The sequence below is a fragment of the Streptomyces sp. NPDC002835 genome, assembly GCF_053591995.1.
Genome location: NZ_JBSFUW010000072.1, coordinates 1 through 14,449, shown reverse-complemented (window position 1 = coordinate 14,449; position 14,449 = coordinate 1). Strand labels below are relative to the sequence as shown.

The 14,449-nt window shown below is 67.5% G+C and carries 8 protein-coding genes and 4 pseudogenes; 6 read left to right on the top strand and 6 right to left on the bottom strand.

The window, feature by feature from the left end; translation table 11 throughout:
* The first annotated feature begins 191 nt into the window (after positions 1-191).
* Positions 192-329, top strand: coding sequence for a hypothetical protein (locus ACWD01_RS35950; protein WP_451168009.1), 138 nt, complete (start codon positions 192-194; stop codon positions 327-329).
* A gap of 102 nt (positions 330-431) precedes the next feature.
* A pseudogene (locus tag ACWD01_RS35945) lies at positions 432-539 on the top strand (IS5/IS1182 family transposase); the annotation flags it as partial.
* Between the two features lie 211 nt (positions 540-750).
* On the opposite strand, the gene ACWD01_RS35940 reads toward ACWD01_RS35945, so the two are convergent.
* On the bottom strand, positions 751-1,941 hold the full coding sequence (locus ACWD01_RS35940) for an IS110 family transposase (RefSeq protein ID WP_451168007.1): 1,191 nt from the start codon (positions 1,939-1,941) through the stop codon (positions 751-753).
* Between the two features lie 206 nt (positions 1,942-2,147).
* Between ACWD01_RS35940 and ACWD01_RS35935 the strand changes: the two are divergent.
* Positions 2,148-2,623: pseudogene (locus ACWD01_RS35935) on the top strand (DDE-type integrase/transposase/recombinase); the annotation flags it as partial.
* Between the two features lie 258 nt (positions 2,624-2,881).
* On the opposite strand, the gene ACWD01_RS35930 reads toward ACWD01_RS35935, so the two are convergent.
* The 3 genes from ACWD01_RS35930 to ACWD01_RS35920 all read right to left on the bottom strand — a co-directional run bounded on the left by ACWD01_RS35930 (position 2,882) and on the right by ACWD01_RS35920 (position 8,240).
* On the bottom strand, positions 2,882-3,907 hold the full coding sequence (locus ACWD01_RS35930) for a hypothetical protein (protein WP_451168005.1): 1,026 nt from the start codon (positions 3,905-3,907) through the stop codon (positions 2,882-2,884).
* Positions 3,908-5,227: 1,320 nt separating this feature from the next.
* Complete coding sequence (locus ACWD01_RS35925) at positions 5,228-7,093, bottom strand: DNA/RNA non-specific endonuclease (protein ID WP_451168003.1); 1,866 nt, start codon at positions 7,091-7,093, stop codon at positions 5,228-5,230.
* Between the two features lie 601 nt (positions 7,094-7,694).
* On the bottom strand, positions 7,695-8,240 hold the full coding sequence (locus ACWD01_RS35920) for a hypothetical protein (protein ID WP_451168002.1): 546 nt from the start codon (positions 8,238-8,240) through the stop codon (positions 7,695-7,697).
* Between the two features lie 1,052 nt (positions 8,241-9,292).
* On the opposite strand from ACWD01_RS35920, the gene ACWD01_RS35915 reads away from it, so the two are divergent.
* The gene (locus ACWD01_RS35915) at positions 9,293-11,287 is read left to right on the top strand and encodes a VWA domain-containing protein (protein WP_451168000.1); all 1,995 of its coding nucleotides are present in this window, start codon (positions 9,293-9,295) and stop codon (positions 11,285-11,287) included.
* Between the two features lie 77 nt (positions 11,288-11,364).
* The gene (locus ACWD01_RS35910) at positions 11,365-11,745 is read left to right on the top strand and encodes a hypothetical protein (RefSeq protein WP_451167998.1); all 381 of its coding nucleotides are present in this window, start codon (positions 11,365-11,367) and stop codon (positions 11,743-11,745) included.
* 406 nt (positions 11,746-12,151) lie between these two features.
* Here the strand turns inward: ACWD01_RS35910 and ACWD01_RS35905 are convergent, their stop codons facing one another.
* Positions 12,152-13,000 carry an alpha/beta hydrolase gene (locus ACWD01_RS35905; protein ID WP_451167996.1) on the bottom strand — a complete coding sequence of 283 codons (849 nt, stop codon included), beginning with the start codon at positions 12,998-13,000 and terminating at the stop codon, positions 12,152-12,154.
* Between the two features lie 363 nt (positions 13,001-13,363).
* Positions 13,364-13,915, bottom strand: a pseudogene (locus ACWD01_RS35900) (transposase family protein); the annotation flags it as partial.
* Here ACWD01_RS35900 and ACWD01_RS35895 point away from each other — a divergent pair.
* Positions 13,909-14,355: pseudogene (locus ACWD01_RS35895) on the top strand (transposase); the annotation flags it as partial. The pseudogenes ACWD01_RS35900 and ACWD01_RS35895 sit on opposite strands and share 7 nt — an antisense overlap.
* Between the last annotated feature and the right edge of the window lie 94 nt (positions 14,356-14,449).

Below are 14,449 nucleotides of genomic sequence, written 5' to 3'. Positions count from 1 at the left end.
GCCCAGCGTGAGGGCGAGAGCGGCGATGGGGACGGCTGAGGCAGTGAAGGCTTTACGGCCAATGAGTGTCATGCTGTGAACCTTTCGTGAGCGAGAAACGCCGTGGGTGCCTGCCGGTCGGACAGACCGGCCTATGGATTCCCTCACTTGCGGTTCGCGCCACCCGTTATAGCGTGAATACGCTGATTTGGGTGAACGCCCTGAACGCCGAAGGCCCGAGCGGTCTGAACGACAGGTCCGGCCCGTCGGGTCGTCGGCGCAGGATCGGGCTGGCCGCCGTCGCTTTGGGCACCCTGCTATGGGACGTCAAGAAGCCGTTTCCCATCTGATCGCTTGGCTGGTGCGGCGGGCGGGCGCTCTGGCGTCGGGAAGTGGTGAAGCTCATGGTAGAAGGATCGACCAAGATCAACCCGCACCACCAGGAGCTTCGCGTGCTGGTTTACCCGTCGGCGATCGATCTGTCGAGCCAGAGCTTGCGCTTCCTCGTCCAGCACCTCACCCACCGGCGGCGCGAGCTGGGCACCCGCTGGCGCAAACTCCCCGACAGCGAGGGTGTTCACTGAAGTGCATGGGAGTTGATCTCGCTGGGTGTTGGGCGGGCCCCGGCTCGACATGAAGGGCACTACGCACTGTGAGTATCGGGAAGTCTGAGTTGACGCAGGATCAGGTGCCGCAAAGGCGCCAGGAGGAAGCGCGCGGCGGGTGGCGGGGGTGCTTTCGCTGCAGGCCATCGATTCCTAATGCGGTCTGTCAAGCCGCGAGAGCCGTCGGTGGCGTGAGCTCGTAGCACCGTCCGTCGCGGAGGAGGGCCCAGAGGACGTTGACGCGGCGGCGTGCGAGGGCGAGGACGGCTTGGGTGTGGCGCTTACCCTCGGCGCGTTTGCGTTCGTAGAACCGGCGTGACTCGTCGCTCCGTCGGATGCTGAACAGAGCGGAGGTGTAGAGGACGCGCTGGAGCCGTCGGTTGTATCGCTGAGGGCGTCGCAGGTTCCCGCTGATCTTGCCGGAGTCGCGCGGGACCGGTGCGACGCCTCCAAAGCCGGCGAGGCGGTCCGGGGTCCCAAAGACGGCCATGTCGCCGCCGGTGGCGGCCAAGAACTCGGCGCCGAGGATGATGCCGAGGCCGGGCATGCTGGTGATCACGTCGAAGTGGTGATGGTTGCGAAACCGGGCTTCGATGAGCTTGTCGAGTTCGGCGACCTGCTCGTTGAGGGTCATCACCTCTTTCGCCAGGGTGTGCACCAGCTGGGCGGTCAGCGTCTCCCCGGGCAGGCTGGTGTGCTGACGTTCGGCGGCCTCGACCGCGGTCTCGGCGAGCTGGTCGGCGCGGAGGACCTTGCGGTTCCGCAGCCAGGTCTCCAGGCGCTTGGCGCCGAGACGGCGGATCGCCGCGGGGGTCTGGTAGCCGGTCAGCAGAGTCAGTGGGCCCTTGTTGGTGAGGTCCAGGGCCCGCTCCAGGCCGGGGAAGATGCCGGTCAGCTGAGCCCGTAGCCGGTTGACGGTGCGGGTGCGGTCGGCGACGAGGTCTATGCGCCGGCCGGTGAGGATCTTGAGGTCGGTGACGGTCTCGTCGTCGGCGCGTAAGAGGTTCAGGTCGCGGCGGATGCGGACCTGGTCGGCGATGACGGCTGCGTCCTTGGCGTCGGTCTTGCCTTCGCCACGGTAGCTCTCGGAGGCGCGGTGGATGGCCCGCCCGGAGATGTAGTTCACCGGCTGGTCGTGGTTGAGGAAGATCGTGATGGCCAGGGCGGCGCCGCCGTCGGCCAGGTCGATTCCCCAGGTCACCTCATCGCCGAGGGCCAGAACGTCGGTGAGGAGTTCGAGGAGTTCGGGCTCGTCGTTGGCGACGCGCCGGGACAGCAGCCGTTGGCCGCTCTCGTTGATCGCGACGCAGTGGTGGTGGGTCTTGCCTGCGTCAATGCCGGCCCAGATCGCGGCCATGTGGTGCCTCCGTACGGTGCGTTGTGGGTGCTTCCCGACGGACGACCTCGCTGTCGATTCCCTACGGAGCGATCATTCGCAATTCCTAATTGGCAGCCGAGTCGTCGTGGGGCGTCGGGCGGCCAATCGATGGAAGCCACAAGCGGCAGAAGTTTGAAAGCCACACCCGACGCCCCTGGGTGGGAGAACCATACGAAGGGCTCGCCCTGTCCCGCAGACAACGTAGGGACGGTTTGATCGCGGACGCCGCCGACGCGGGGATCGGGCTGGACGGCGGCGGGGCTGCTGCAGCAGATGATGAAGGCGGTCCTGGAGTGAGCCTTGCAGGTGGAGATGGCCGACCATTTGGGTTATGAGGCCGGGGACGGGCGGGGCTCGGGTAATCCTCTCCGAAGACGATCACGACGACGACGGCCGGGCCGGTGGACCGCGACTTCGTCGCCCCTGCCCCGAACCGCTGCTGGGTCGCCGACTTCACCCACGTCGTCACGTTCGCCGGCGTCGTCTACGTCGCGTTCGTCGTGGACACCTTCTCCCGCCGCATCGTCGGCTGGTCAGCGGCCACATCGAAGGAAACACAGCTCGTCCTGGAGCCCTGGAGATGGCCTTGTGGCAGCGTGACCGAGACAAACATCCCTACCAGAAAGGCGAGTTGATCCATCACTCCGATGCCGGCTCGCAGCCCGGGTTCAAGGGGTCGTCGCAACGCCCGCCTGCACCTGCCGACACGGTCCAGCCGCTCCAGCGCCGCCGGATCGGCTCGCTTCCCGAGACGCGCCTCAAGCCAGCCGATCTCGCCGGACAGCTGCCTGATCAGGCCTTCAGGGTCTGGTGGTCTCGGCGCGCAGCCCCGGCGGCTCGCTCGAGGGTCCTCCGTTCGGCGACCCGCTGAGGAGCCGCTCGTAGGTGGTGTCGGCAGACATGGCGTCCCCTGCTCGGCTCAGTCGGCACCCGCGGCCTGTGCGGCGACCAGCGCCCCGACTCGGCTGCGGTACGCCTCGACCAAGTTGCCGCCGTCCGAACTGGGAAGCCCCTCCGCGCCGGCCCCGATCGACCGCAGGACCGTGTCGGCCCGGGCCTGAAGGTCCGCCACCTCATCCGCGGTGTGCGGGTACAGCAGGTTGAGCCCGCGCTTGTCGCCGTCCGACAGGTTCTGCCCATTGCCGATCGGCGCGCAACTGCTCGGGGTGGACTTGTAGAAGAACGATGGGAACCGGTACAGCATCACGGATCGTGGGTCGAAAGGCCCGGCGACGACATCCGGGTCATCCTCGGTGCGAAGGTTGTGATCCACCTTCGCGCGCGGCCATCGGTTCGGCTCACCCGCGAGGTACGTGTAAATGCCGGGGCGCCGGCCTTGAGCGTCCGCCACGAAGACGCCGTCCGCATCTTGTGTGGGAACATACCCGGCTTCGTCATCCCAACGGAACTCGCCCTCGCAGGTGCCGCGCATGTTCTGGTGGGAGTGGTGGAATGCCAGTGCGTGCAGGAACTCGTGACGCACGGTGCCCTCCCACTGGGCGGGCCTGTTCACCGCGTAGCGCCCGAGGTTCAGGCTGCGCTGGCCGGGATTGCCCCCGACCGGGCCGCCTCCCGCGCCGATGGTGCGATCCGTGCTGTCGGTGCCGACCAGGGAGAAGTAGCCTTGCATGTCGAAGCTGACTCGGATATCGGCGGCGAAGACGGTATCGGCCGTGGTCCATCGCCGGAATGTTCCGGTCGCCTCGTCGTGGCCGAAGTCGAGTTTCAGGTTGCAGGCGTCGGTGATCTGCGCCGTCGCTCCTGCGATGTCCGCGTGCAGCTGTTCGTCCCCGTCGAGAAACGCGACCCGCACGGTCGAACCTGGTGTCCACCGCGCGATGTCGGTGACGAGGAACTCCAGGCCACCGCCGGCCGATGCGCGCCTCCAACGATCCCGCACTTCGATCGCCGCGACGACGTCATCCGGGAGAGATTCGAGTTCCATGGCGCATTCCTTTCGCATCACATTCGAAACAGTCCCCCGACCGCTCTGACGATGGATGGGCTGCTCGCTCGACGCGCGAGCGTGCCGACATTGGAAACTCACAGTCTACTGTGGTCCGAATGAGTCGCTTCGGGTAGTTCGGCCATTCATCGGAGCCGCTCACGTGCACGGGAGGAGGCCTTCGAGCCGTCGCGGGTGATCCGGTCAGGCCTGTGGCGTGAACCCGGTGCTGAGGCGTCCGATCGTGTCGCGGTCCATGTCGGTTGCCGTGGCGGTGGTTGTAGGCGCCGGTTCGCCGCCATCGGGTTCCTCGTCCTGTCCCGCGAGTCCGATGCCTACACTGGTGGACAGGATCGCGAGGCCACCAGGATGGCCAGCGAACTCTTGAGGGCGCGCGGTGTGTGAGCCGTGGCTCGGGCCGCGGCTGCTGCGGTGGCCAATCCGGCATGGTGGCCTCCCGGCTTTTGCGGGCTGTACGCCTTCCCAGCGTGCGGCGGGAAGGCGAAGACCGCCATTCGGCAGGAGGGGACCTGGGGGCCGATATTCTGCCGGTGATCACACACGGTCACCGGCAGGCTGGGCTCCGCGGGGAATTGGCGACAGTTGCATACGCGAGCTCACCAGTACCGAGGCCGGATGCGACGAAGGGGTCGGGCGCCCGGGTGGGCGACCGACCCCTTCGGCCGGCGGGAGGGCACGGATCCGATCTTCCGTGGGTCCCTACCCGTTCGCCTGGATGAGCGGGCGGAGACGAGCAAGGGCCTGCCGGCAGTTCGCCGCCGTCCGCGCCGCCGCCTCCTGTGCACCCATAGGGGCATCCGCGGGTACCTGGGCAGACGCGTACAACGCCAGATCATTCAAGGCCGCTTCCCGTGCCTCTGCAAAAGGATCGAGCACATCACGCTCCTCGACGTGAACTCCCCGTACTTGCGCTGCGCGTCCACGTGCGGCCGGGAACTGCTGCGGTTCGACCCCGGCTACCCGGAACTCGGGCACCTTCCGCTTCAGCTTCCCGTCGTACACGCACACGCTGTCCGACGGATACCCCGCCGTCACCGACCACCCGGCCAAGGTGGACTGCACCAGCTGTCCGGCGGTTTCGAGGGCCACTTCTACTTCGGGCACAGCCGCAAGCCGCCAGCCGAGGGCGGCAAGCTGAAGATCACCGGGACGTGGGCGCTGAACCGCCCGCTGAACCAGTGGGCCCGGGTGCTGGTCCACCTCCCCGACCACGGCGCCCACCCTCCGACGTACATCGTGCACCTGGGCAGCGGCGACAACCGTCAGGGGGGTGCTCCACCAGCGGGTGCCGGACAGCGTCTAGTGCCACTGAATGTCAGCGAGACTGTCCAGTGGCTCTCGCTCCGCCAGTGCTTCGGGCACGACGAGTGTGTCTGCCTTGCGCAGGATGGCGGGGAAGTGGAGGTGGCCGCGTTCTTCGATCTCGCTCAGGTTGACCTGGAAGACGCGGAACTCGTCGAGTTCCAGGGCTTCGAGCTGGTTGAGGTTCTGTGTGAGCAGGAAGGCTTTGGTCTTGAGTTCACCGTTTTCGGAGAATGCGATGACTTTCCAGTACTCGCGGGGGATCTGGACGCCGCGGAAGAAGCGGTCGTCCTCTTGGAAAACCGGACCGCCGAACACGCTCACTTTCAGGTCGTCGACTTCGATGTCGGCGAAGACGGCGTCCTCGAGCTGTCCCCACAGTCCGCCCTTGCTGCTCTGGTTGAAGTCGTCCATCTGCGGGGTGATGTTGGTGTAGAAGAACGAGTCCAGGTTGGCTTGCTTGGCCTCGGCCGGACTGCCCCAGAGCAGGTCGGCCCGGCGGGCGAGGTGTCCGCGGTCGAGCCGGTTGGCCTCATACAGCTCGTTGCCGATCTGGGCGTCGTCCGCGATGCGGGGGTCCTTGACGAACTTGATGCCGTTGCGGCTGAGTCGCTTGAGTGAGGCGCCGTCGATGTTCCAGGCGACCCAGAAGGCGAAGCACCGTGACGCGCTCAGGGCCAGCGAGAAGTGTGTGTAGGGGATGACCTCGGAGTCGCCGTGCTGGACTGCGTCGTCCTTGATGGCTGCGTTGAGCTGCGGGATGTCGATCCGCTTGGCCAGGAAGCCGGGGTCGTATCCCTTGATGAGCTCGGCTTCTTCAACGGACGGGGGCTGCAGGCTGATCTCGAGCTTCTCGAAGACCGAGCGTGGCAGGCAGGCCAGCGCGTGCTCGTCCGGGTTGTCGCCGCTCTCACCGCCGAAGTGAAGGCCGGCCAGGACCTTGCTGGTGCGGCCGTTGGCGGCCTTGAACAGCCAGACCGAGCCCGAGTCGCCGCCCCGGCTGACCTCGCCGTCGGCGGGAGGGTTGTCCGGGTCGATCCCGATCTCGAAGCAGCCGATGATCTGCTCGCCGACACCCTCGCCGTAGTCAATCTTGGCGAGGGTCTCGATGCGCCGGACCACGCCGTGGGTGACACCCGTGGTGCGGCCGCTTTTGATGACCTTGTCGCCGAGTTCCGGCTCGCCCAGGTCCTCCGGCACGACACCGAGGTCGAAGATTTCCCTGCGGAACTGGCGGTCCTTGATCGTCGCCACCGCGCAGTCCCCCGCTACCCCGAGGTGGGAGCGCTTCAGGATGCCGAGGCGGTTGAGGGTGATGCGGTTGTCGTCGTGCGGGCCGGGCTGTACGACCGTCTCGCCCAGCGCGCCATCGGGCCCGTGCAGCACGTGCCAGTTGCTCAGGACGTAGGGGGTTGCGTCGTTCTTGTCGAAGACGATGCAGCCGATGGTGCCGGCCGAAACCTCGACGTGCCCGACACTCGCCCCGGGCAGGATCGGGTCGAGGCGTTGCTTGCGGATCGGGCCTTCCGCTTCGGCGACGACACGAAACTGCGTCGTGTAACTGCGCTGGATGACGTCGGTGGGGACCTCGACGCCGTCCACCTCGATCGTCTCCGGGAGCTCGGTGGTTCCCAGCGCCTCCAGTACCTCCGGCTCGGAGGTCTTCACGTCCACCGTGAACTGCAGCGTGAGCTCCTTGACCGTCTCATCGTCCTTTTGGCGGTAGCCGATGCCGATCGAGGTCACGTTTGGATCGGTGAGGTAGCTCGGGCCTCTTGTCCGGATGAACTGCCTAAGCGAGGCGACACGTTTGTCCTGTTCAGAGACAGTCTTGGACGTCGTGGACTTCTTCTTGGCGACCACGAATGGATCCCTTTCATGGGAGGGGCGGATGCCAACTGGTACTTGGCGTGGGGGTGTTCGCCGCCGGCCGCCCGGGAGCCGCAGGAGCGGATCGCCGTTCGAGATTGTGACCGGATTCCAGCGCTGAGCGGTGTGCCGTCGTTGTGGTTTGCGTCGTTGTATGGCAGGAAGCGGCAGACCACAACCACCCCATCGGCACCTAGTGTGATCAGGATCTGACTTTCCGTACATGATGGAGTCTAGAGGGGCAAACCCCGGAGAGCGCCGAGTGAACGTTCCGCCCGGCGTGCCCGGCGGGGCCACGCCGGGAGAAGCTCGACAGAAGATGGACGCAGGCCCGGCCGGTCAGGGACCGTGACACGGTGATCACCGCCTCATTGAGCGCATCATGGTGACCGAAGCGACCGTGATCGGACTGCAGGTAAGGCGGGTCGACAGTATCGGCGAAACGATCCGGGCCGACATCTTCTCGGACGGTTCCGGCCGCACGTCGCTCCGCTACCCAGCGAGTCTGATTCCCGGCAGTCCCCTCAACTCCTGGTGGATGAGCCCGCGGCCCCTCGCTCGTACTCACGCCTGCAGGTCGAGTGAAGCGTGCTGTCTACGCGCAGGTGTCGGACGGGCTCAGGGCCGTGATGCTGTCCAGCGGGATATCGATGTGCTGTCCCTGCGCCCACAGTCGCAGGCTGCCCTCCCCACCCGGGATCAGCGTCCCGCAAAGCGTGCCCGCTGACGTCTCGACCCGCACGAACCCGCCGTCGGGCGTCGGCGGCGTCGGCCACCACGCAGCTGCGGCGGCCGTGGAGACCAGCACCACCGCGAAGAACGTCAGGACGAGCCCGGCACGCAGCCGACGTGCCGCACGATGTGTCCCCGCCGCCCCCTCCGGGACGGACAGCGGCCAGGCCACGCGCCCGACGAGAAAGGTCGCCCAGCAGGCCACGGCAAGAGCCAGGAGGACCATAATGCCAGCGAGGATCTCGATGTCCCGGGGTGCCGGTGAGCCGCTGCCGCCCTTGAGTACGCCGCAGATCCCGACGAAGCCGAGTACGGCCAGCTGGATGGAGTGCCATCCCCGGGCCGAGGCCTGCAACTGCGCGCTCGTGCTCGTCGCGTGAGGATGTCGGTCCGGCTGGTCGTCGTTCATGGTGTCCTCTCCCGGCGCGCTTGCGACCAGCGCAACAGCGCCGTCTCGCACCTGCAATGGGACACACCGCGCACGTCGTGAGTGTCACCGGACCGGCCGCACATCACCAGCGGTCGTCACGGCGGCATATCGACCCTGTACGGAATCGCCGCAAACGCCGGCCGTCGGCAGACCACCGGAGTGACAGCGAGGACGGTCGGTTGCGGCGGGTGGCATTGATCGACTCAGGGCTTGGCTCCTTTCGACCACAGGATGGCTTCGGCACTTGCCCGGAACTCGATCTGCTTCTGTCTCTGGACCCCGACGGCGCCCCTGGGGATCGAGAACGGGCTCCTTCGTCACGGACCGTCTGTTCAGTGCCGCCCAATTTGGCCAAGTTGGTGCTGAGTGGGCGTTCAAAGATGGTCTGTGTCGTTAGGTGAACTTTGAGGCCGCCACTCTTCAACCCGTTTGCCCAATACGTATATGTTCACGTCCGCTGGGCTGCCGATCTTGCCACCCGTTTGTTCCGGTTCTCGCGCACGAAGTCCGTCTGGTTTGACGATGGACCAGAAACGCCCAGCAGGCGGCGGACGACGGCGTCCGTGCCGCCGGTGGTCCTCGAACTGGCCGCAATCTTCGATCACATGTTCCAGGCGCGCTCGGGTTTCCCCGTTGCCTCGGTGAGGCTCGGCGGTCCGGGACCGCTCCGTCGTCGGCGCCGCTGCGCGGGGGTATGCCCTCGAATCGATCCAGCAGGCCGAGGTCGAAGACTATGCGCCAGGCCGTCCTGAACTGTCGGGTTAGTCTGAGCCGGGTTGATAGAACTGGTGCTCCCATAGTCAGAGCAGCCTGCGCCGATGGTGCGGAGGAGCACCCATTCGGCCCGTAGTGTTCTGCCGGGGCAGAGATGCGTACGCATGTCCGATCTGCGCGATGTCTTGACGCGCCGAGCTCGAGTCGACACGCTCCGTGCGGACTGCAGCGGAGTCGGGCACATCGGTGTGCCTTTCTCGCTGGGATTCCTAGGGGGGAATCAGATGCACGCGTTATCGACGCGTATGCGCATGCCCATGCCCGTACGGGCTCTCCTGACCGGACTCGCCGTACTGGCGCTCGCCCTGGCCGGCATGGTGGCCTTGGCGCCCAGCGCCACGGCGGCACCCGTGTCCGATGCCTCGGCCAGTCCCACGGCCGTCGCTCGGTACGGCACCTCCACTGTGACGCTCAGACTCGACGGCGAGTCCAGCACCCAGTCGACACCGACCGACCTCGTGCTCGTACTCGACGAATCCGGCAGCATCGACGCCACCGAGTGGGGCCAGCTGAAGGACTTCGCCAAGAGCGTGGTCAACGGCGTGGCGGCCCACGGACTGTTCACCCACGGCGGCAGGGTCGGCATCGTTGGCTTCGCCAACTCCGCGGCGCCGCCCGTCAGCGCGCTCAGCGGCGACAAGGACGCCGTCCTGAACGCCATCGACACCAACCCCAAGCAGGACACCGGCACGTGCATCGCCTGCGGTCTGGCCGAGGCGAACGCCGTCCTGGGGGCCGACGACCCCGCCCGCAACCAGCTGGTCGTCGTCATCACCGACGGCGAGGCGACCAGCGGCAACACCGCCGCCGAGGCCGCCGCCCTGCAGGCCAAGGCCAACGTCTTCGCCGTGGGCGTCGGCGGAGGGATCCAGCAGGCCACCCTGGACGTCATCGCCAGCGGCCCCGGCTCCGAGAACACCTTCTCGGTCGGTGACTTCGGCGGCCTCGACACCCTCCTGAAGAAGATCGTCGAGGCGGTCGTGGTGCCCGGCGCCACCCACCCGTCGATCGTCGTCACGCTCGACTCGCCCTGGCAGCTCGTGGCCGGCACCGTGACCGCGAACCTCGCCGGATCTGCCGTAAACGACGTCACCGCCGACGGATTCACCTGGTCCCGGGCGGATCTCGGGGACGAGGACCTGGAGATCACCTACCAGGTCAAGCACCGCGGCGCCCCGTGCGGGCCGCTGGACGTGAACAAGTCCGTCGTCTACCACGACGACCAGAACGCCTCCGTGACCTTCCCGAAGGTCGTCGTCACCGTCAACTGCCTGCCGCCCGTCGCCGACGCCGGGCCCGACAAGACCGTCGACGAGGGCCCCGCGGTCACGCTCGACGGCTCCGCCAGCCACGACCCGGACGGCACCGTCGTCTCGTACGCCTGGAGCGGTGCCGATGCCGGCATCGGCACGCTGGCGAACGCCGACACGGCGGTGGCCACGTACAACGGTCTCGACGACGGCAGCGACGCCGTGACGCTCACCGTGACGGACGACAACGGCCTCACCGACGAGGACTCCACGACCGTGGCTGTCAAGAACGTCGCCCCGGACCTCACCCTGACCACCTGCCCGGTCGATCCCCACGCGGTCGACACGGACGTCTCCGTCGCCGGTACGTTCACCGACCCGGGCACCCTCGACACCCACACGATGTCGATCGACTGGGGCGACGGCACCACCACCGATGTGCCCGGCGTGAACTCCCCCGTGGGCAGCACGCATCAGTACGCGGCCGCGGGCATCTACGACATCGCCGTCACCGTCACGGACGACGACGGCGGGGCCGACACCCAGCACTGCGGCTTCGTCGTCGTGTACGACCCCAACGGCGGTTTCGTGACCGGCGGCGGCTGGATCAACTCGCCGGCCGGCGCCTATCCAGCCGACCCGGGGGTCACCGGGCGCGCGAACTTCGGCTTCGTGTCGAAGTACAAGAAGGGCGCGACCGTACCCACCGGCAGCACGGAGTTCCAGTTCAAGGCCGGGAACCTCAACTTCCACTCCGCCGATTACCAGTGGCTGGTCGTCGCGGGTGACAAGGCCATCTACAAGGGCACGGGCACGGTCAACGGCCTCGCCGGGTACTCATTCATGCTCACCGCAACCGATGGCACGCCGGACACGTTCCGGATGAGGGTGTGGAAGACCGCGGACGACACCCTCGTCTACGACAACCAGATCGGCTCGGCGCCCGACGCCGACCCGACAACCGCCCTCGAGGGCGGGTCGATCATGATCCACAAGAGCTGACGCCACACGCCCGGCCGGCGGCTCACCCGACGCCGGCCGGGCTGCGCGGACCCCTTCGCCTGCGCTGATTCGGAGACTTGCCGAGCCCCAGCGGGCGCACTCAGGGCGCCACCGGCCGCTCACGCCGGTGGCCGATCTGTGAGGGCGACGAGATCCCGGCGACCACCGCCAAGCACCACTTCATGCCGGTGGCCATGACCTTCGTGCTCATCCTCGGCATCCCCACGGCGGGCGGCAGTGTGCCGCCGGACATGCTCCCGGCCGCCCTGGGAGCGCTGCACCAGATGCTGCCCTTCGGCCAGTTCGTCGACCTGGCGCGGTCGTCCGCGTGCTTCGGCGGACACGACACCGTCCGGCCGTTCCTCACCCTGCTGGGCTGGCTCGCCGCAGCGGCCACCTTGTTCGCCTTCGCCGCGCGCCGCGCCAACCGCTCGGCGCAACCGTTCCGCGCAGCGTAAAGAGCGTTTGGTGTCGGCCTGGCAGCTGCGCCGCAGCGGGGACCAGATGCCCTCGACGGGGGAAGAGTGCATGGCAGGTACAGGCCCCCGCCTCCGAACTGGATTCGTATGACTGGACCGGCCGCACGGTCGAATACCACCGCGCGCAGATTTGGGGCCACCTCGGCTTCCGCGGGCGCAGCGTCGCGGACGCGGAGAAGCTGACGGCGTATCTGGCCGAGTTGCCTCCCACCCCACCTATGCGGCGATGCTGGAGGCCGCCGCGCTTGCGTGGAAGGAGACCAGCGCCGCCACATGTGTAGGTCGCACAGGGTCAGTCTTGCTGGGCGGCTGCCTTACGGCGGCGCAGATCGGACAGCCATCCGGGCGGAGTGGCACCGCCGCCGCGGCGAAGAGATCGGCAAGGTCACTGCCGCGGCGGGTCCTCAGTTGATGTGTCCCAGCCCGGCATGCTGTCGTGCCGTATGTCCTTGACGCTGAGGCACTCCTCAAAGAAGGCGAGGGCCTTGAGGTGGTACGCGCGGGCGGCCCAGCCGAGGCTAATGTTGTGACCGGCCTGTGGCAGGCGGTCGATGACGATCCGCGGGGCGGCGGACAGTAGCGCGGTCAGGTCGGCGAGGTCGTCCTCGCCGTGGCTCCACCAGGCCTCGTGTTCGGCGAAGGTGAGCCGGACGGGGACACGGACGCGCGGCAGGATGGCCGCCGACAGGCGCATCCAGCCGGCCACAGTGCTGACCTCTCGTGCGGGCATGGGCGCCACCATCTGCTGGCTCGCCCTGAACGTCTGCGGCGGATACAGGCCCAGCGGCCCCCAGTTCAGCAGCCGCAGGCTGCCCTCACGGTCTGACCCGACGAGGCCGGTGCCCACGGCCAGTCGGCGCCCGCACCCGGAGACATCCATGCCCAGCAGGTCCGGCGTGTCCCAGTCGGCGGCGGCCGCGAAGGCCGCCTTGGCTCCGAAAGAATGCGCCAGCAGGAACGTGTCGGTACCGGGTGCATGGCGTGTCCTGAACGCCTGGACGGCGCAGCGCACGGCGGCCGCTTGGACGGTCAGCCGTTGCCCTGCGGGCAGGCATGCGGCCGAGGCTCCGTAGCCGGGACGGTCCAGCGCCAGCACCGTGTACCCCAGGCGCGCGCCGAGAGCCAGTAAGGACACGTCCGGATGCGCCTGTCCGTCGAAGTACCCCGCGTTCATACCGCCACCGTGCAAGGCGACGATCACCGCGCGCGGGGCCTCCTGGTCGGGTCCACTCATCAGGCCGGACAGGCTGATGCCATCCGCATCGATGGTGACCGGGCGGACGCCGGGTGAGTTCCGCCGGTGATACGGCTCCGGCGCAGCCGCCGATCTCACGGCGGCGGGCTGTCCGGTGGGGCCATCAAACATAGAGGTCCTCAACTCGGGTGACGGCACGTAAGCAGTAGCACTCTTCGATCGGTACCTGAACAGCAGGTGAATCCTGGAGGATGTGTCCAAGCGGGGGCCGGGGCCAGGTTTCAACCGCAGGTTCCGCAGCTCATCCTGCGTGCCGCGCCGGCTGTCAGCCACCCGAGGCGGTGCTGCTGACTCTCGCCTCGTTTGCCCAGAGTGATTCTCAATGGGATGACTGAACCTCTTTCATCCTCTGTATCCGCAGATCAGGAGGGTGTGGACGGCGGCGACGATGCGTCCGATGCGGTTGGTCGAGCAGCGGGCTCGACGAAGTAGGCGCCAGGTCTTCAGCTGTGCGAAGGCGCGTTCGCCTGGGGCGCGGAGTCGGGCGTGGTCCCGGTTGTACCGCTGGTAGTGCTCGGGCAGTTCGTGGTGGCGGTAGTAGGGGGTGCGTACGGTGGCGCCGGCGCCCTGGTAGGCGCGGTCGGCCAGGACGAGGATCTGGCGGGTGAGGCAGTTCTCGATCACGCCATGAGCGCGGGCAGCGGTCAGGTCGTGAGTGCGTCCGGGCAGGGCCCGGGAGAACCACAGGGGTGTGCCGTCGGGTGCGGCGATGACCTGCACATTCATGCCGTGTCTCTTGTGTTTCTGGGAGTAGTACGGCTCGTCGGCCGCGACTCGGTCGGTGGGGATCAGAGTGCCGTCCATGATCACGAAGTCGTCCTCGCACCGGCCGGTCAGGGCCTCGCGCAGGCCAGGCGCCCAGGCAGCAAGGACATCGACGGTCTCGTCCACGTACGCCTGCGGGGGTTACATCTGCTCCGAGGAAGAAGCCGAGCTCACCCGCCGGCCGCCCAGAGGACGCACCTGCGGCCGACGCTCAGGACAGCTGTCGGTGGCCGGGCTGATCGCGATGCGGCCCGGCTCCCGCACCCGGCTGTGCCACCGTCTGCGCACCCATCCCGCGGGCAAGGGCAAGCGCCGCAGCATGGGTGAGCGTGTTCATCGCGCTGATCGACGGCGTCCACCAACTGGTCAAGGCGCCCATCGTGCTGGTGTGGGACCGGCTGAACACCCACGTCTCCCACGCCATGCGTGAGCTGATCGCCGAGCGTCAATGGCTGATGGTATTCCTGCTGCCCGCCTACTCGCCCGACCTCAACCCCGTCGAGGGGGTGTGGGCGCACGTAAAGCGCAGCCTGGCCAACCTCGCCGTACTCGCCCTGGACCGACTCGAAGGGGTCTGATGCAGGTTCGGGTGACAGGTTCGGTCACGCGGCCTGGAGGGCCGGTGTGGTCATGAGGGTCTCGAATTCGATGGGGGTCAGCCGG

Coding starts and splice junctions, on each gene's coding strand:
- ACWD01_RS35940 (WP_451168007.1), bottom strand. CDS start 1,941: ATGGCCGCGATCTGGGCCGGCATTGACGCAGGCAAGACCCACCACCAC.
- ACWD01_RS35930 (WP_451168005.1), bottom strand. CDS start 3,907: ATGGAACTCGAATCTCTCCCGGATGACGTCGTCGCGGCGATCGAAGTG.
- ACWD01_RS35920 (WP_451168002.1), bottom strand. CDS start 8,240: ATGAACGACGACCAGCCGGACCGACATCCTCACGCGACGAGCACGAGC.
- ACWD01_RS35915 (WP_451168000.1), top strand. CDS start 9,293: ATGCCCGTACGGGCTCTCCTGACCGGACTCGCCGTACTGGCGCTCGCC.
- ACWD01_RS35905 (WP_451167996.1), bottom strand. CDS start 13,000: ATGAGTGGACCCGACCAGGAGGCCCCGCGCGCGGTGATCGTCGCCTTG.